Here is a 16,373-nt window from a genome sequence, read left to right on the forward strand (position 1 = left end):
AATCTACCAGCTATCACCTAAGACTTGGCTGATATCGGTACATTTCTCTTTTTCTTCATCTGTAAGATCTTCTTTTTTCTTAATATTCTTGAGATCATCTATATAACACGCATACTCTTTGCCATCTTTATCCTGAATAAAAACCATCTTTTTGTATTCTTCAGAAATGACTTTTCCTCTCATGCTCATAATGTTCTCCTTGGCTATAAGTTTGGATACTTTCAGGTGTCCCGATAACCTTAAGTTGAACGAGATCCTACACAACTGAAGGTTACACCTATGTTAAGTTTTCTATAATGATTTGGCAAGTCACCGTATCAATATTTGTCAGGCACAATATGTTTTATAACCGAAAACCACCTATTTTCAGGATGGAAAACAGTCAAATAATGCCTTCTATTACATAATGATTAATGTTGCTGTAAATGCACTTTGTGGTACTTCCCGAATATGAGAAAGGGATTACATTTTTTTTAGTTTGAACTGGTATTTCAGGCTGTTGCTCGTTCGCTATGTACCTCAAGCACTAGTGTCATGTTATGTGTCAGATGTCGTAATAATGTGAAGCTTTTTCTCTTCCTGCAAGGCATGACTGATGGAGCATAGCAGCGCTATGTAACTGAAGGAGTAACGAAGTTAGGAAGTGAAAAGGGCAAGCAGAATTAGATATCTGAGGCATGACAGAACACTGGATATAAATCGTTTTATTTTAATACATTACTCAGGTCAATTATGATTGATTTACATATAAACGGCAAAAAACATCAGGTAGAGGCTGAGCCGAATGAGCTCTTAGTATGGGTAATACGCGAGAAAATCGGATTAACAGCGACAAAATTTGGATGTGGTATTGAGATGTGTGGTGCTTGCAAAGTACTGATCGACGGCGAAATCACCCGTTCATGCGTCACCAACCTGTCAGAGGTTGCCGGAAAACAGATCTTCACTAAAGAAGGGTTACCAGAGGAGCATCCGCTCAATTCTCACTAATGCATCGTTAATACTGCTCGCTATTACATTGAGGTAAAAATGAAAACGTGGATAATATGTATATGCATCATTTTAACTTCCTCAGCATTTGCCAAGGAGAATACGATGGGAGATATTTACACAATCGACGTAGAGACTATCGACGGCAACATCACCAACCTCAGTCAGTACAAAGGGAAAACGCTTCTCATTGTAAATGTCGCGAGCAAATGCGGTTTTACATCTCAATATGACGGACTGGAAAAGCTCTACAACACATACGCAGACAGAGGGTTCGTGGTTTTAGGTTTTCCATGCAATCAGTTTGGTGGCCAGGAACCGGGTAGCGAAAAAGAGATAATGGACTTTTGTCGTCTCAATTATGGCGTAACATTTCCTATGTTCGCTAAAATTGAGGTTAACGGCAAAAATACCCATCCGCTTTATCAGCACTTAAAAAAAGAGCGCCCTGGATTGCTCGGGAGTAGTGGTATCAAGTGGAATTTTACTAAATTTCTTGTTGATCCAGACGGAAATGTCATTAAGCGTTTTGCATCTTCCACAACACCGGATGAAATTGAAAATGACATTGTAAAGTTGCTGGTCGAGCCTGAGTAAGCGTAAATCAACCCTTCCTCTTTGCTCAACAGGGCCGTTCTCAAAATATTAGAAATTTGAGCAGGAGGAAGTAGCAAACATCATTAAATTCTGCGTATACGTGTTACCTGAGAAATCATGATTAATCAAAATCATACAGCTCAGGCGGCCTCCGTTCCGGCACCTCCACACGATCGATTTTTCCGGTGTACCAGTCAGCAGAAACATAGAGCGAGCAATAACAGCTCCCGAATTCTTTTACATCAGGTTCACGATACGTGCACGGACATATAATGTCACGATCGTTATCTCGCTCTCCTGAGCCGAGTCTACAGGGACAGGCCATATAGCCATAGCGTTTTTTATTGGTTATCAGGCCACGTAGGAGTTCGAACGTTTTTTCCCGGTTTCCGTTGAGATAATACCCTTTGGGTTCATTCACTTTTTTGAGCATGTCATAAAGTTCATCGACCTCTGTGCGAATCCCGATTTTTTCTTTTATCTCCTGAACTTTGTAACCGATCACAACCTCATCTCCCACCACAACAGTGGGAAAAGAACATTTTGGATTGACTTTCCGCAACGCTTTCATCACCTGTTTTTTTTCATCCCCGTCCAGCTCGTCGGCCTGAATGAGGGTAAAAGAAACTTTGAGATCATCAAGCATTTTCTTGATGTTCGAACAAAATCCACAGGTAGTCAAACTGTACAGGATTATATTTTGAGAGGTCATGTAGAAAATCCATTTATTTGTTATTACAAAAGAATACCACCATTTAATATTGAATTACATATTCTGGCAGGTTCTTGCGTTTCTATGAGGTCATAATCAATACCTATCTTTTCAGACATACGCCTACTTTACAATAGAATGCGTAAAAAGGCTTTACATGAAGCCTATCACAAAGAGACCTCATACACGAACAGAGGCTCTGATGACAGTTAATCTCAACACAGGCAGACTGTAGAAATAATGATATCGCTCACAGATTCCAGATTTTCAGTATGCAAAACGATCAATAGGCCTCCAGAAATTGTCTGGAACATTATTACAGATACCCACCATTGGCCTAAATGGGGACCATCTGTTGTTGATGTTGACTGTACAGACCGACATATCAGATCTGCCAGCCATGGTCGGGTAAAAACAGCATTCAGGATATGGCTGCCATTCACCATCACCACATTCATCGATATGAAATCCTGGAGCTGGCATATCGGGCCTTTTAAAGCTACCGGCCATAGAATAAGCAGGATAGACGAGCACTCATGCACACTGTGTTTTGATATGGCCTGGTGGGCGGTCGCCTACATACCGATCTGCTGGATTGCGCTTCGAAAAATAGATGCACTTGCAGAGAAGATATGAGAGCACATGTCCGACTTAAAATTACGATGTGTCATTTGCTGCTAGCACCTGGCCAATATTTTCACATATTCAGTTTATTGCTCCTATACCAGCCACTCAATAAAAGCCATAATTTAACAACAAATTCAGCGCCAACCATAGCAGTTTTTTTCCGCTACTTTATACAAGTAGACCTTTCTTTCGGCACCATTTATGTGATAGAATCGATATAAAGAAGATGCACCATGAAGAACCAGCTTCCTCCCAGGGAGGCTGCTTTAATCCCAGAGCATTCTCAGTACTGATCGCACTAATCAGTGATATTCACTCTGGTATTTTACCAGGCAATACGCGAAGTGTTTTGTAATCGGGCCTTCCAGCATTTTCATGCTCTCTACTACATAATCAGCAATGTGAAATGCAGAGGTATTTGATGGTGTGATTGAGTCCATTTTTTCCTGTTCACCAGCAGGTGGATGAATCACCAAGACAAAACAGCAACTGAGGAGGAATACAATGGCACCGGAAGACATGGAATTATTGGGAAATGAGGACGTTGAATACAAAATGAAAAAGATTGATTTTTCCTATGAAACCGACCCTGCTGAAATCAGGGTCCTCCTGCCAAGAGATGCATGGGCCGCTATGGCGCAAAGATCGTATGTGTTTCAGGCAAGAAAAGCCGAAATAATTTCTCAGATCTACGCAGCCCAGGCAGAAATGCTCAATGAAAAGATCAAAATAATTGAGAAATACACTCGCTGAAATCAAACAGAAGGGCTAAACGGCAAACACCAGAACGCACTCTTACAGGAACGCGTATGACTGCTGATAAACAGACAGTGGTATTTGTAGCCTTTCAAGAGCAACCGAACCTGGGTGTCGGATACCTGGGTTCGGTACTCGTTAAAGCCGGATACCGAATTCAAATACTCGATTTCCAGCTCGAGAGGGAAGAAATACTTACTTCAATCCTTGAATGCAACCCGATACTTGTTGGTTTTTCCGTTATTTTTCAGTATCACATTGAAAAGTTCAATTCCCTCATCACGTACCTGCGAAAGCAAGGGGTAGAATGCCACTTTACCTGTGGTGGTCATTATCCTAGCCTGCGCCCCAACCTCTTATTCAATGCAATACCTTTAATGGACTCAATAACCCTGTTTGAGGGTGAACACACATGTCTTGAACTCGTACAGAAACTGGAAAAGAACCAGAACTGGAAAACTATCGACGGAATCGCCTACTCTGAATCCAAAGGCCTTGTACGCAATCCCTTACGACCTCTTGAAGAAAATCTCGACACCTTTCCACCGCCGCTCAGACCTCCTCTAAAAGAGTTTGTAGCAGGCCGGAAATACGCAACCATTCTTGCCGGACGAGGATGTGTGTACAATTGCTCTTTCTGCAGCATTCGTCAATTTTACAGCGCACCGCCCGGATCGATTAAGCGGGTTCGTCAGCCTGAAATGGTAGTAAGGGAGATTGAACTCCTTCACCAGCAGAAAGACTGCTCGATCTTTATGTTTCAGGATGATGACTTCCCTGTTGCAAAACCCCATGGGCCAACTTGGGCAATAGATTTCTGTAAACTCCTGCGCGAAAAGAACCTGGCAGAGAAAATAAACTGGAAAATCAACTGTCGTCCAGATGAAATAGACCCTGATCTTTTTACAGAAATGAAACAGTGCGGGCTTTTTCTCGTCTATCTCGGCATCGAATCGGGTATTGATGAAGGTCTCACCTATATGAACAAACGGGTGAATACTTCTACAGTCCATAAAGCAGTCAACACCCTAAAAGATCTCGATATTATATACGATTATGGTTTCATGCTGTTTGATCCAACTACAACATTTGACGCAATTAGCCGTAATCTCGATTTTCTTGAAGCAATTATCGCTGATGGTAGTTCACCAATAAACTTTGGCAAAATGCGACCCTACGCGGAAACCAGGATAGAAACGGAACTCAAAGCGCAGGGACGTCTTAAGGGGAGACAGGGGTTTGAGGACTATCGCTTTATTGATGAACCCGTCAATGACTTATATCACACCGTTATCGAGGCAATGGAAGAATGGATCGGCTCAAACAGCGGCATCACTAATGTTGCGAAATGGACGAGGTACTGTCAGTATCTGCGCGACAACAACTTTTCAGAGAATCTGGAAGACACGGATCTTAAAGAGCAGACAACAGCAATAATAGCCAAAAGCAATCGATTTGCAATCAATCTCATCAGAGAACTGAGCAATGGGTATCAGCATCAGACACTCTCCCCAACCAAGGCCAGAGAAATTTGTCTGGAAGCCCACGGCGTACAAAGCCACTATAGCTCTCAATTACATGAAATTCTGAGTTCGTTACAATCACAGCCATAAATGACTCTGATCAAAATTGCAGTAGAGGAGGTGTAATTCGTGAATATTTCATAAATCATGTTAGCTCACCTCAGATACTTTTCATATTTAGCAATATGACTCTACACACACGTACAGAAGCAGATAAATAGAGGTTGCTCTCAACCGATTTTTTACCTTTCTGACCAACGCATTTTACTATTCACAAAAGAGAAAAGTCATCGAAAATACTCATTCTGAAGTACTCATAATTGGTGCAGGTATTGCCGGGCTCACTTGTGCCCGCAATCTTATAGATAAAGGCTTTGAGGTAACTTTGCTTGAAGCAGATCAGACTATCGGTGGAAGGGTTCAGACCGATCTGGTGGACGGTTATCGTTTTGATCGAGGATTCCAGGTGTTGCAACTGGCTTATCCTGCCGCTAAAAAACTCCTTGATTACGACATGCTGGAGATCAAAAAATTCCCTCCTGGTGTTCGTATTCGAGCGGCAAATAGTTTTCATGTACTTGCTGATCCACTGCGTAAACCTGCATATATTACCAAGGCGCTTTTTTCTAAAGTTGGCACATTTGCAGATCGCTTAAAGCTGGCACGCCTTGCTGTAGAGGTAAACGCTGTTTCGCTCGAAAAGCTCTTCGAAAAAGATGAGATGCTCGTACAGGATTTTCTTGTTTCCTATGGTTTCTCAGATAGTATGATTACCCGCTTTTTCAAGCCATTTATGACAGGTGTATGCCTTGACCCTGGTTTACAGGTTACCAATCGTTTCCTGCTTTTTGTACTTCGCATGTTTGTGCAGGGAGATGTTGGTGTACCAGCCCTTGGCATGGGGGAAATACCTAAACAGTTGGCCAAAACAATCACTGCTGAGCGTATTGTCTGTAACGCTGCTGTTGAATCTTTGGAAGGGACAACCGTTACTCTGGAAAACGGGCAACAAATCACTGGAGAGGCCGTAGTGCTTGCCACTCCTGCTCCAGAAACAGCTCGCTTACTCGGCAAGCCGTACTCTATGAAATCAAGCCGTGAAATGTGTTTCTATTACAGCACCAGAGAAGCGCCGATTAAAGAACCATTTCTCACTCTTAATGGCGAGGAGAACGGCTTGATAAACAGTGTGAATTTTTCTTCGATGGTTGCACCGGACTATGCACCAGCGGGTAGTCAGCTGATATCTGCTGTTGTACCCGGCTACCCCGATGCCCCTGAAACTGAGATTGAGAAGACAGTAAGAAACGAACTGAAAGAATGGTTTGGTAATCAGACAGATACCTGGGAGATGTTGCGTTCGTACACCATTTCCCATGCATTACCACAGCCCGCTCCACCGTCTTCCAACCCGTTTATGCAAAGAAGTCATTTGGGTAACAATATATTTGATTGCAGTGAATTATCTACAATGCCAGCTATACAATGGGCATTGCTCGCGGGAGAACGGGCAGCTGAAGAAGTGACGAATATTCTTAAGACATCGTAATCAGCAATGTCACAGAATATACCGCACTCCTCAGCCATAGGACAGATACAGGTAAGCTCCGAAATTTGGAGTTTAGTGATATAGCCCGTAAATTGGTGAGAATTGCTGCCTAGATTTCTTTGGCATGTAATACAATCTTCTTAGCCAGATCCCTGAATACAAAATAATGCAGGGGTAGAACAGAGTACCAATAGAGCCTTCCCCACACTCCTCGCGGCAGAAAGTGCGCCGTCTGGATGAGTTTGTCTTCATGGATATCAAATTCAAGCCAGGCCTTTCCCGGAATCTTCATCTGAGCATAAAGAAGTAGGCGCTTATTTGTTTTAACATCAGCGACTTTCCAAAAATCAAGAGCGTCTCCGATGCGCACCTCACCGTTCATTCTTCGTCCGCGGTTCAAGCCGAACCCGCCAAAAATTTTATCGATAAACCCTCGTGCCCGCCAGAGGATGGTGTAACGGTACCAACCCTGATCGCCACCGAGCGAACACACACTGGAAAAAACCGATTCAGGAGAAATATTGTTCAGCTCAACCTCACGGATATCCCTCAATATGGCACCCGCCGGATTATCATAATCTTTAATATCACAGGCAGTGTTTCCACTACTGTCGCACCATCTGCTGACCACCTGGTTCTGCTCTAGTTCCTCTATGGCGTATTCAACAGACTTACGATATGAAGCAGGCTCAATTTCAGGGAACAGCCGTCTGGCATTATCGTTTTGCAATGTTGTTTCACTCTTTAGACCCTCAACGAGCGCTGCCGCAAGCTTAACCGGCACAGGGGTAAAGAGAATCAGCCAATACGATGACAGGCGTGGAGAAAGTACAGGCACAGGGATGAGATATCGTCGCAAACCCATCACCTCTGAAGCCTGCCTCATCATATCTTTAAAGCTCAGCGTCTCTGCACCAATATCGACAATCTGATCGGCATCTTCTTTAAGCCTTATACAGGCTGCAAGATAGGATAGCACGTCCTCAATCCCCACCGGCTGAGTTAAGGTTTTTACCCATTTGGGAGTAATCATCGCCGGAAGTTTTTGCACAAGATTACGGATAATTTCAAAACTTGCACTTCCCGAACCGATGATAACACCTGCACGTAACCAGATGGTTTGAATTTTATCTGGTTCTTCTGAGAGGATTTCACCCGTTTCTATGCGACTCATCAAATGTTTACTGGCGCTTTCCTTAACACCAAGTCCGCCTAGATACACAATTCGGCGAGCACCGGCTGCTATACAGGCGCGCCTGAAATTGTCGGCACTTTTTCTGTCAAGATCCTGGTAATCTTTATCTGAACCCATCGAATGGATGAGATAGAACGCGGTATCCACCCCTTCGAGTGCCAGTTTTAAGCACTCTTCATCAAAGGTGTCTCCTTCAACAATTTCAACTTTATCGGTAACAGCTGCCTGCAGTTTGTTTTTGTTACGGACAAGAACCCGAATTGCAATTGTGGAATCGGTGAGTAAACGCTCAACGAGTCTTCTACCGATATATCCGGTTGCACCTGTTACCAGCACTTTCAGTGGTGTATCGCTGTTTGCCATCTGTATCTCCCGGTCATGTACGATGATTCTCGTTGGTTTTTAAGCTTTCTTTGACCTTAAGCAGTCTCTTTACAACAGGCAACACGAAGAATTGGTTACGAATACAAATAAATAGCTGGCAGCATGAGAATTCCAAACACACTTGCCCAACAATGGGCGGAAAAGATATTTACTTCTCCCCAACCTATACAGGCATTGACACAAAAGCACCAAAAACGTGACAGGCAGGCACGTGCAATGCGTGCTTCTTTTTAGAGAGATACAACTAAAAATGGTAACTGAGGAAACAACCGAATGTCATTGCTTCGGTATCATAAAAATCGATATTGCTATCTCCTTTACTGTATCCCAAAATATTTGTAGCCGACCATTTCTGCCAATTGAATGGCGCCATGTAGTTTGTCATCAAACTCACTCCATAGCTATCGTTATCACGCATTATGTTGAAAACTGGATGTACTTGATCATATTCACTGCGGCTATAATATACACGTGGGCTCACCATTAAACGACCTGTTATATAGCGTGCTTCAAGTTCAAATTTGTATTTTTCAAAAGAGTTGGCCTCTCCGTCATAGTCACCAGTTCTGACACTGAAACGTGGCCGTAACTCGAAAGTTTTGCTTACCTGAAACGAGTAATTCATGTTGAGAGAATAAACTGCTCCGTCCCTGGCAAGATCAGGCATGAGGCTGCCTATAATGTCATTATCAACATCATCATTAAGATAGACAAAATTCACCCTGAAACCGCTTCCCATAATCTTGTTCAGCCCTATTTTCACACCGTATTTCGAGGTATCCGTCTCTACACGATCAACTCCGGTAACATAGGGATTTTCCCATGCCTCTTCAAACGGAGTGAAGAATGCCGAGACATCTACTATTCCGATGTCAGGCAAAGGATAGGTAGCTCCCAAATTGATGGCAAATCCACCAGCCTCATCAATTGGCGGCTCTGTTACGAGATAGAGTTTCAGACCTTCCGGTGCACCAATATCGTAGGCAAGCCTTGGGAGAATGGTTGCAATAGCTGATGTTTCTCTATCGGCTGCAGAATTAAGATTGTCTATTCGGCTTTTGGAACTGTTGGGATTGAGATTATTTCCACTATCGATGATGAGACCACCTATACCTATACTACCGGTAAAAGCATCAGGTTCGTTTGCGGAAACAAGGACACCAGAAGAAATAATTCCAGTCATGAGTGCACAGCAGAGAATTTGTTTTTTCATTGCGATTCACACCTTTATTATTTTGAGTTTTCGTTTGTAGTTATCAGTTCTACCCATCAGGTATAATTTCATGGAGAAATTGAAAAGAACCGGCAGGTGCTTGTAATATAGATTCAATTAGAGCAGGAAACGCCTTCCACCGCCTTAGCAGTTGCTCATCCGTCCAGGGATATATTCCCTGATCAACAAGGAATTGAATACCGGAAAGGAGGAATTCAGCAGCTTCAAGGGGACAAGACGTTGTAAAAACACCCTCTTTACACCCTTGAGTGAAAAGTTCCGCATAAAGCGGAGCCTGCATTGTAACTAACTGAGCGAGAAGCCTGACATGCATTCCAGCATTGTCAACTCTATGCAGATGCTCAATAATCTCGTCATGACCATCACCATGACGACCGGAGCCGGCAATAACAAGATGCCTGACCCGCTCAAGCGCCGTTCCGTTTGAATCATCAAATATTTTCTTCAAACGAAGAAATTCCTCCTCGGCCACGCTCAGTATTACGGCCTCAAGAAGTTCCTCTTTAGATCGGAAATAATGATAGATAGTACCTTTTGCGATGTTTAATTCCACCATGACATCTTTCATGGTAGTGCTATCATATCCTTTTGATAGAAAAAGCTGGCACGCCGCTGCTACAATTTCACTTTTTCTTTCTTCCGGTTTTTTTACTACCCTGCCCATACAACCTCTAATAGATCGTCCATTGATTGAAAATACTTTAAAAATGTCTGCTCTGTTATGTGCAGACTCTCTATCAAGTCACGAACGGTTGTATTGTCAAACCCTTTGTCCTGAAAATGAAAACGGGCAGCATCGACAATCTGGTGATGTATGACTTCACGACTATCTGTTGGTGTAATCATAGCCTCCTCCTTTCCACTTGCTCATTATCATTGTTTTGTAACTATTCAGCAGCACCCCACCTGCCCCCGATCGGGACGCTTCGCATAGGCATACTATAGCCAATCGTCCCGCTTGAGGCCATCTGGAGCACTGCTAAACAGTTACGGCCTACAGAAAAGGGTACGTATGAGGTCTTGACTGAATAGTTACATTGTTTTTACATTATCACTGTAGAGTTCCTGGCGGGACATTACCTCATGACCGACCGCCGGTCAATAAGATATTTTGAATCAACATAAAGGATAGGGTTCAATTAACTACGGAGACTTTAAAAATTATAATGATACCGAATTACCTACGTCACCAACTGTTCTCAAAATAATTTTCTGTTTACTCTTCTCTATAAATATACGATGTGAGGAGCAAGGTGTTAGGAATGAGGCATAAACGGTACACATTAAAAAACCCTGCCGACATGACGCAGGCAGGGTTGTGATCTTTGCAGCAATTTCAAACAGAACAACTACAAAGATTATGGCAGTTCAACAGCCCATTCTTCCAGAGGAGGAGTATTAGTGATGACTTCCTCTTTCTTTAAAAACTCTGCAAAACGGATATAACGCTGACGATCAAGTGCACCTGGACGCAATGCAAATCGTGGCAGGGTGTCTGCCCATGCTCTGCGATTGAGTGCATCATCGAGCTCACTTCTATCACCGCTAACAAAGAGCTCCCAACTCTCGTCAGGATGATTCACAAGATACTGCACTCCTGCTTCGACCGCGTTTACAAATTTCCGTAACTTCGCATCGCCAACACTTTTCGTATTAGCCACCAGTATTAACTCGTCATATGCAGGAATACCGTGTTCTTCGACAAAAAACGCTTTACCCGGACGCTTTTCGATTTCCATCTGGTTCAACTCAAAATTCCTGAATGCACCGATTACTGCATCAACCTGACCTGTGAAGAGCGATGGAGAAAGTGAAAAGTTAACATTTACCAATTTCACATCTTCAAGCTTGAGGTTTTCTTTTTCAAGCATCACTTTCAACAGCACTGTCTCAAAACCACCAACTGAATAGCCAATAGTTTTCCCTTTAAGATCAGCAATAGATTTGATAGGTCCGTCTTTAAGCACAACCAGAGAGTTCAGTGGAGTTGCAACCAAAGTCGCAATACGAACCAGAGGTAACCCCTGATCTACCTGCATCTGATGCTGGTGCTGATACGAAACAGCGATATCAGCTTTACCTGCAGCAACCAACTTAGGCGGATCATTCGGGTTTGACGGAGCAATCAGCTCGACATCAAGACCCTGATCTGCAAAATAGCCCTTTTCAAGTGCAACAAAGAGTGGTGCATGATCAGGATTAACGAACCAATCAAGCAGAACCGTTACCTTTTCAGCTGCTGCTGCCTGTCCTGCCATTGCAAACACTGCTACCGCCACAGAGAGAACAATTGATCTACATACTTTTTTCATTGTATATTTCCTTTGTCTTTTCCCAGAATATTAAAGTCGTTACGACCTTATCTACTAAAAAATATAGCCCCAGCGATACCACAGCCAATACAGCCAGGGCGGCAAACATTACATCAATCTGCATTCGCGCATTTGCGTGCAGCATATAAAAACCAAGACCGGAACTCGAACCAACCCACTCACCCACCACTGCACCGATTGGCGCAACAGCCGTAGCCACTCTCACCCCTGAACCAAAAGCCGGCAGTGCAGAAGGAATAACGATCCAGCGCAATACGGCAATCGGTTTTGCTCCCATAATACGCGCCAACTCCAGAAGCTCAGGCTGAGTGCGCTGCATCCCGTAATAAAATGAGGAAGTGACCGGAAAAAAGATGATAAGTACAGCCATGGCAATCTTGGAAGCCATCCCATAGCCAAACCAGAGCACCAGTATCGGAGCCAGTGCAAAAACGGGGATAGCCTGACTGATCACGAGTATCGGTAACAACCACCGTTTTAACAATGGCAGTAAAATCATGGTTAACGCACAGGTTGTTCCAAGCAGAGCACCAATAAAAAGACCTGCGAGAATTTCAATAACCGTTGTCAGCAAATGTCCCTGCAAAGCCGACCAGTGGGAAACCAACGCCTTTGCTACAGGCAGCGGACCAGGAAGAATATATGCAGGCACTCCTGAAATTACCACCACCAGTTGCCAGATCAGCAGCAGGCCTGCAGCCAAAATTAACGGGCGGGCAAGATTCATGCTGAAACCTCACTCATAAGCTGCTTGAGCAGGTTCGGGTATATGCTCTGCACCTCAATATTTTGTGGATCCCTCGGGCTACGTGTCTCAACATCAATTACAGAAATTACCTGTACCGGCTTTCCTCCCAGTACCAGAATTCTATCCGCGAGACGTAAAGCCTCAAGCGGATCATGGGTTACCATTAACACAGTTCTGCCTCGTGTCATTCGGGCAGACATGTTCTGCAATTTCATTCTCGTTAAAGCATCAAGCGCCGAGAAGGGCTCGTCCATAAGGATGATGGATCGTTCCTCCATGAGTGTCCTTAAAAGCGCTGTCCGCTGTCGCATGCCCCCGGAAAGTTCTGCCGGCAGCGAGGCCCCATAACCGGTCAACCCTGCATCATCAAGTAATCCGTCAGCTTTTTTGATCAGTTTATCAGTTACCTCGCCACGCAACTTTGCCCCGAGCAGTACATTGTCGCGAACAGTCAGCCAGGGGAGCAGTAAGTCTTTCTGAGCCATCCAGCCAATTGTTGGAACGACATCACGCTTTGGCAAGAAGTGTATATTCCCGCTGAATTTAAGCGTTGTGTTCCCTGAAATGAGCCCGAGTATTGTTGATTTGCCGCAGCCGCTCGGACCAAGCAGGCAGGTACATTTACCTGCAGGCATCTCCGCTGAAAACTGTTCAAAGAGCGGAGTACCGTTAAACGCCAGGGTGACGTTTTCAAAATGTATGGAAGGAGATTGCATACGATATAATCAGCGCCCGTTTCTGCCATGCTGAATCTGCTCAAAAATCCTGCGTGCAGAACTTTCGGGACATGCTGCAGAGACAATCGCCGAAACAACAGCCACGCCATCAGCACCGGACCGCATCACATCAGCGGCGTTTTTCTCAGAAATGCCACCAATTCCAACAAGAGGAATCGCAACATTCCTTCTCATCTCCCTCACACCTTCAAGACCGAGAGGTTTAGCAATATCCGTTTTAGTAGCGGTAGAATACACCGGGCTAACACCGATATAGTCAGCACCTTCACGCTCAGCCCGTATTGCATCCTCCTGGGTTTCTGCTGATATGCCAATCAGTTTACCCGGCCCCACAAGCGCACGGGCATCGCTGATATGCATATCACTCTGCCCCAGGTGAACACCATCGGCATCGGCAGCAAGTGCCACATCCACACGGTCATTAACTATAAGTGGTATATTTCTGGGCTTAAGCAGCGCCATAAGTGCTTTGGCCTCTTCAACCATCTCACGGGTGCCGAGGTTCTTTTCGCGCAACTGAACACAGCACACGCCACCAGTAATGGCAGCCTCAACAATTTCGACTGTTGTTCTGCCGCATGAGAGTGACCGATCAGTCACCAGATACAGTGAATAGTAATCTTTCATGCCTGTTACTTATCCGAGGTAATTCGACAACCAGCACGCAAATCTACCGGCGTCAGCGTATATAGTGCATCAAGCAGAGCTACCATAAAGCTACCAGGCCCTTTTGCCGTCTTTCCGGCAACCTCGCCAGCCAGACCAAAGTAGGCAAGCGCAGTAGCTGTGGCTGTTACGGGATCTTTATCAACAGCAGTGAATGCTCCGATAAGCGCGGTTGCAGCACATCCGGTTCCGGTAACATATGGCATAAGTGAATGACCGTTGGCTACCCGTATAACCCGTTGTCCATCAGTCACCAGGTCTATCGGACCTGTGATAGCAAGGGTGGTGCCCAGCTCTTTTGCAAGTATTGCTGCAGCTTCAGCGGCTTCATCAACGGTATGCAGAGAATCCACCCCGCGTGTTTTAGATTGTTCATCCCGAAGAGAAAGAATCTCGGAGGCATTGCCACGGATAACACTCACTGATGTTTCTTCTATAATCCTCTTAGCTGTAGACGTTCTGAGCGCTGTCGCTCCCGAACCTACCGGGTCAAGTATAATAGGTGTACCCAGCTCTGAGCACTTTCTTCCGGCCTTGATCATTGATTCAGACCAGATATCCGTGAGTGTACCGATATTCAACACCAGTGCCCCTGCAAAGCCCGCCATCTCCTCAACCTCATTCTCAGCGTGCGCCATTACAGGCGATGCACCGGCAGCAAGCAGGACATTAGCAGTAGAATTCATCACGACGAAGTTAGTGATATTATGAATCAACGGTTTATCAGCCCGAACCTTTTCAAGGTTTTCGGATGCTATTTCGGCAAGTTGCAACATAGTAATGCTCCATGTCTCACTGGTGGATAAACATACAGGCGGGGAAGATTCCGGAAATAACAGCGACAACGACTTGAGAAAGGAAACTGTCTGGAACATCAGAACAATTTCTGCAAATCCCTACGCTGGTCTTAACCAGATCAGGTTCAACGGGTATCATCTCAGGCAAATCAGCCACCCCCTGCAAAAATTTCAACTCTATTCTTCTATATATGAATAGTACCACAAAGTCAATCTAAGCGAGCCACTGATATATCAGGCAGATCATCTGAAGAAACAGAAATAAACGACACAAGAAAAAAGACCCTGTCGAAACACAGTGTCGACAGGGTCTGCAGATGGTCAGGCACAGCTATCTGGAATTTCAGAGAATCCCTTATGTAGTATCAATGTCTTGAATACTGGAAAGCTTACACCAACTTAGGACGCTCACGGGCAATCAGTACCAGAAAATCTTTATCATCAATGACATATCCCTGATCAGGGTTGGCCTGCAACTCCCCCCCCCTGCCTTTCTGAATACCGAGCAGGGTCGCCTGATACTCCTTTTTCATTGTGAGCATAACTTCCAGATAATCTTTGCCGACTAACTTTTGCGGCACGGCTACAGAGAAAAGATCATTGCCATATCGTGCACTGATCAGCTCGGTAACGATAGTGGACATGCCATGATCCATGGCAGCTGTGGCAAGAAGATGACTGCTCAACTCACTGCCGACGATGATTTCATCCGCATTTGCACGACGGCAGTGCTGCTCGTTCACCTTATTTGCTATCTCGACAATGGTATATGCATCGGGATTCATCGTTTCGATGGTCAGGGTGGTAAGTACCACCTTGGCATCGCGTGAAGTGGCATCAAGTGAATCATCTCCGAGCACAACCACGGTGGAGGCATCCTTCAAATTCGCTTTTTCCAGGGTTTCCTCATTAACCTGACCGCTGATAAAAATAACCTGTTCATCATCTACCGGTTTTTCCACTATATCGGCAATAAGGACTATCGGCACAACTTCCGCACCTGATTCACCCCGCATTTCCCGCAATACCGCACGGCTTCTATGGTTCCACTCGCAGATGATTACATGATTTTCGAGATTCGTTGTCTCCATACCTTTATTTTCCCGCATTCGTTTAGTTATCATTATCGTAGCTAAATTTGCACTCAACATGCCGAGCAGACCGATACCAAAAAACATTATCAGCGCTGCAACCACCCGGCCACCTCCTGTGGTTGGCGAAATATCGCCATAACCAACAGTTGTAAGCGTTACGACTGACCACCAGATACCGCTGACGAAATCAATCTTTGGCTCGAAATAGGTAATCGCAATACTGCTGAAAAAGATGATTACCACAATGGTGATCAGCAACTTCATCAGATTTTCTCTCTGGGCAAACGCCAGTGCTCTCTTCAGACCGTTCTTCATATCAACGTATTATCCTGATTCTTTCATAATTCTGATACTGCATTGTATTTCACCACAGTGATATCAATCAAAAAAGATCCCTCTCGAAGCATAAAGCCTATTCATCTGTAAATATT

At 44.5% G+C, this 16,373-nt stretch carries 19 protein-coding genes and 1 riboswitch; of the genes, 7 read left to right on the plus strand and 12 right to left on the minus strand.

Features of this window, described 5'->3' with window-relative positions; translation table 11 throughout:
• Positions 1–3: 3 nt before the first annotated feature.
• Positions 4–189, minus strand: a complete 186-nt coding sequence (locus tag FCL46_RS16345; protein WP_136806562.1) for a hypothetical protein — start codon at positions 187–189, stop codon at positions 4–6.
• A gap of 543 nt (positions 190–732) precedes the next feature.
• Between FCL46_RS16345 and FCL46_RS16350 the strand changes: the two genes are divergently transcribed.
• Both FCL46_RS16350 and FCL46_RS16355 read left to right on the plus strand, forming a co-directional pair.
• Complete coding sequence (locus FCL46_RS16350) at positions 733–990, plus strand: (2Fe-2S)-binding protein (protein ID WP_136806561.1); 258 nt, start codon at positions 733–735, stop codon at positions 988–990.
• A 105-nt stretch (positions 991–1,095) separates the two neighbouring features.
• Positions 1,096–1,587, plus strand: a complete 492-nt coding sequence (locus FCL46_RS16355; RefSeq protein ID WP_136806560.1) for a glutathione peroxidase — start codon at positions 1,096–1,098, stop codon at positions 1,585–1,587.
• Positions 1,588–1,708: 121 nt separating this feature from the next.
• On the opposite strand, the gene FCL46_RS28590 is transcribed toward FCL46_RS16355, so the two are convergent.
• Positions 1,709–2,299 carry a ferredoxin-thioredoxin reductase catalytic domain-containing protein gene (locus FCL46_RS28590; RefSeq protein WP_136806559.1) on the minus strand — a complete coding sequence of 197 codons (591 nt, stop codon included), beginning with the start codon at positions 2,297–2,299 and terminating at the stop codon, positions 1,709–1,711.
• 240 nt (positions 2,300–2,539) lie between these two features.
• Between FCL46_RS28590 and FCL46_RS16365 the strand changes: the two genes are divergently transcribed.
• The 4 genes from FCL46_RS16365 to FCL46_RS16380 all read left to right on the plus strand — a co-directional run bounded on the left by FCL46_RS16365 (position 2,540) and on the right by FCL46_RS16380 (position 6,754).
• Positions 2,540–2,935: an SRPBCC family protein gene (locus FCL46_RS16365; RefSeq protein WP_136806558.1), complete on the plus strand. Its 396-nt coding sequence runs from the start codon at positions 2,540–2,542 to the stop codon at positions 2,933–2,935.
• A 495-nt stretch (positions 2,936–3,430) separates the two neighbouring features.
• Positions 3,431–3,679, plus strand: a complete 249-nt coding sequence (locus tag FCL46_RS16370) for a hypothetical protein (RefSeq protein WP_136806557.1) — start codon at positions 3,431–3,433, stop codon at positions 3,677–3,679.
• Between the two features lie 56 nt (positions 3,680–3,735).
• A complete protein-coding gene (locus tag FCL46_RS16375) occupies positions 3,736–5,295 on the plus strand; it encodes a B12-binding domain-containing radical SAM protein (RefSeq protein ID WP_136806556.1) in 1,560 nt (519 codons plus the stop codon).
• 241 nt (positions 5,296–5,536) lie between these two features.
• Entirely contained in the window at positions 5,537–6,754 is a 1,218-nt protein-coding gene (locus FCL46_RS16380; RefSeq protein ID WP_420811279.1) for an NAD(P)/FAD-dependent oxidoreductase, read from the plus strand.
• 109 nt (positions 6,755–6,863) lie between these two features.
• On the opposite strand, the gene FCL46_RS16385 is transcribed toward FCL46_RS16380, so the two are convergent.
• The gene (locus FCL46_RS16385) at positions 6,864–8,312 is read right to left on the minus strand and encodes an SDR family oxidoreductase (RefSeq protein WP_176371610.1); all 1,449 of its coding nucleotides are present in this window, start codon (positions 8,310–8,312) and stop codon (positions 6,864–6,866) included.
• A gap of 123 nt (positions 8,313–8,435) precedes the next feature.
• On the opposite strand from FCL46_RS16385, the gene FCL46_RS28480 reads away from it, so the two are divergent.
• On the plus strand, positions 8,436–8,567 hold the full coding sequence (locus FCL46_RS28480) for a hypothetical protein (protein ID WP_267313632.1): 132 nt from the start codon (positions 8,436–8,438) through the stop codon (positions 8,565–8,567).
• 10 nt (positions 8,568–8,577) lie between these two features.
• Here FCL46_RS28480 and FCL46_RS16390 read toward each other — a convergent pair whose 3' ends face one another.
• The 9 genes from FCL46_RS16390 to FCL46_RS16430 all read right to left on the minus strand — a co-directional run bounded on the left by FCL46_RS16390 (position 8,578) and on the right by FCL46_RS16430 (position 16,257).
• Complete coding sequence (locus FCL46_RS16390) at positions 8,578–9,546, minus strand: DUF2860 family protein (RefSeq protein WP_136806554.1); 969 nt, start codon at positions 9,544–9,546, stop codon at positions 8,578–8,580.
• A 49-nt stretch (positions 9,547–9,595) separates the two neighbouring features.
• Positions 9,596–10,231 carry a TetR/AcrR family transcriptional regulator gene (locus FCL46_RS16395; RefSeq protein ID WP_136806553.1) on the minus strand — a complete coding sequence of 212 codons (636 nt, stop codon included), beginning with the start codon at positions 10,229–10,231 and terminating at the stop codon, positions 9,596–9,598.
• A complete protein-coding gene (locus FCL46_RS16400; protein ID WP_136806552.1) occupies positions 10,219–10,413 on the minus strand; it encodes a helix-turn-helix domain-containing protein in 195 nt (64 codons plus the stop codon). The genes FCL46_RS16395 and FCL46_RS16400 overlap by 13 nt, the downstream gene beginning before the upstream one ends.
• A gap of 512 nt (positions 10,414–10,925) precedes the next feature.
• On the minus strand, positions 10,926–11,879 hold the full coding sequence (locus FCL46_RS16405; RefSeq protein WP_136806551.1) for an ABC transporter substrate-binding protein: 954 nt from the start codon (positions 11,877–11,879) through the stop codon (positions 10,926–10,928).
• On the minus strand, positions 11,863–12,627 hold the full coding sequence (locus FCL46_RS16410) for an ABC transporter permease (protein ID WP_136806550.1): 765 nt from the start codon (positions 12,625–12,627) through the stop codon (positions 11,863–11,865). The genes FCL46_RS16405 and FCL46_RS16410 overlap by 17 nt, the downstream gene beginning before the upstream one ends.
• The gene (locus FCL46_RS16415) at positions 12,624–13,364 is read right to left on the minus strand and encodes an ABC transporter ATP-binding protein (protein WP_136806549.1); all 741 of its coding nucleotides are present in this window, start codon (positions 13,362–13,364) and stop codon (positions 12,624–12,626) included. Before FCL46_RS16415 ends, FCL46_RS16410 begins: the two co-directional genes overlap by 4 nt.
• Positions 13,365–13,373: 9 nt before the next feature.
• A complete protein-coding gene (gene thiE / locus FCL46_RS16420; RefSeq protein ID WP_136806548.1) occupies positions 13,374–14,012 on the minus strand; it encodes a thiamine phosphate synthase in 639 nt (212 codons plus the stop codon).
• Positions 14,013–14,017: 5 nt separating this feature from the next.
• A complete protein-coding gene (thiM, locus tag FCL46_RS16425) occupies positions 14,018–14,827 on the minus strand; it encodes a hydroxyethylthiazole kinase (protein ID WP_136806547.1) in 810 nt (269 codons plus the stop codon).
• 100 nt (positions 14,828–14,927) lie between these two features.
• A riboswitch (TPP riboswitch) is annotated at positions 14,928–15,019 on the minus strand.
• Positions 15,020–15,237: 218 nt separating this feature from the next.
• Entirely contained in the window at positions 15,238–16,257 is a 1,020-nt protein-coding gene (locus FCL46_RS16430; RefSeq protein WP_136806546.1) for a potassium channel family protein, read from the minus strand.
• Between the last annotated feature and the right edge of the window lie 116 nt (positions 16,258–16,373).

The sequence above is a fragment of the Desulfosediminicola flagellatus genome (assembly GCF_005116655.2).
GTDB classification, from domain to species: domain Bacteria; phylum Desulfobacterota; class Desulfobulbia; order Desulfobulbales; family Desulfocapsaceae; genus Desulfopila; species Desulfopila flagellata.

Coding starts and splice junctions, on each gene's coding strand:
- FCL46_RS16355 (WP_136806560.1), top strand. CDS start 1,096: ATGGGAGATATTTACACAATCGACGTAGAGACTATCGACGGCAACATC.
- FCL46_RS16395 (WP_136806553.1), bottom strand. CDS start 10,231: ATGGGCAGGGTAGTAAAAAAACCGGAAGAAAGAAAAAGTGAAATTGTA.
- FCL46_RS28480 (WP_267313632.1), top strand. CDS start 8,436: ATGAGAATTCCAAACACACTTGCCCAACAATGGGCGGAAAAGATATTT.
- FCL46_RS28590 (WP_136806559.1), bottom strand. CDS start 2,299: ATGACCTCTCAAAATATAATCCTGTACAGTTTGACTACCTGTGGATTT.
- FCL46_RS16350 (WP_136806561.1), top strand. CDS start 733: ATGATTGATTTACATATAAACGGCAAAAAACATCAGGTAGAGGCTGAG.
- FCL46_RS16410 (WP_136806550.1), bottom strand. CDS start 12,627: ATGAATCTTGCCCGCCCGTTAATTTTGGCTGCAGGCCTGCTGCTGATC.
- thiE (WP_136806548.1), bottom strand. CDS start 14,012: ATGAAAGATTACTATTCACTGTATCTGGTGACTGATCGGTCACTCTCA.
- FCL46_RS16345 (WP_136806562.1), bottom strand. CDS start 189: ATGAGCATGAGAGGAAAAGTCATTTCTGAAGAATACAAAAAGATGGTT.
- FCL46_RS16415 (WP_136806549.1), bottom strand. CDS start 13,364: ATGCAATCTCCTTCCATACATTTTGAAAACGTCACCCTGGCGTTTAAC.
- thiM (WP_136806547.1), bottom strand. CDS start 14,827: ATGTTGCAACTTGCCGAAATAGCATCCGAAAACCTTGAAAAGGTTCGG.
- FCL46_RS16390 (WP_136806554.1), bottom strand. CDS start 9,546: ATGAAAAAACAAATTCTCTGCTGTGCACTCATGACTGGAATTATTTCT.
- FCL46_RS16430 (WP_136806546.1), bottom strand. CDS start 16,257: ATGAAGAACGGTCTGAAGAGAGCACTGGCGTTTGCCCAGAGAGAAAAT.
- FCL46_RS16405 (WP_136806551.1), bottom strand. CDS start 11,879: ATGAAAAAAGTATGTAGATCAATTGTTCTCTCTGTGGCGGTAGCAGTG.
- FCL46_RS16400 (WP_136806552.1), bottom strand. CDS start 10,413: ATGATTACACCAACAGATAGTCGTGAAGTCATACATCACCAGATTGTC.
- FCL46_RS16370 (WP_136806557.1), top strand. CDS start 3,431: ATGGCACCGGAAGACATGGAATTATTGGGAAATGAGGACGTTGAATAC.
- FCL46_RS16385 (WP_176371610.1), bottom strand. CDS start 8,312: ATGGCAAACAGCGATACACCACTGAAAGTGCTGGTAACAGGTGCAACC.
- FCL46_RS16365 (WP_136806558.1), top strand. CDS start 2,540: ATGATATCGCTCACAGATTCCAGATTTTCAGTATGCAAAACGATCAAT.
- FCL46_RS16375 (WP_136806556.1), top strand. CDS start 3,736: ATGACTGCTGATAAACAGACAGTGGTATTTGTAGCCTTTCAAGAGCAA.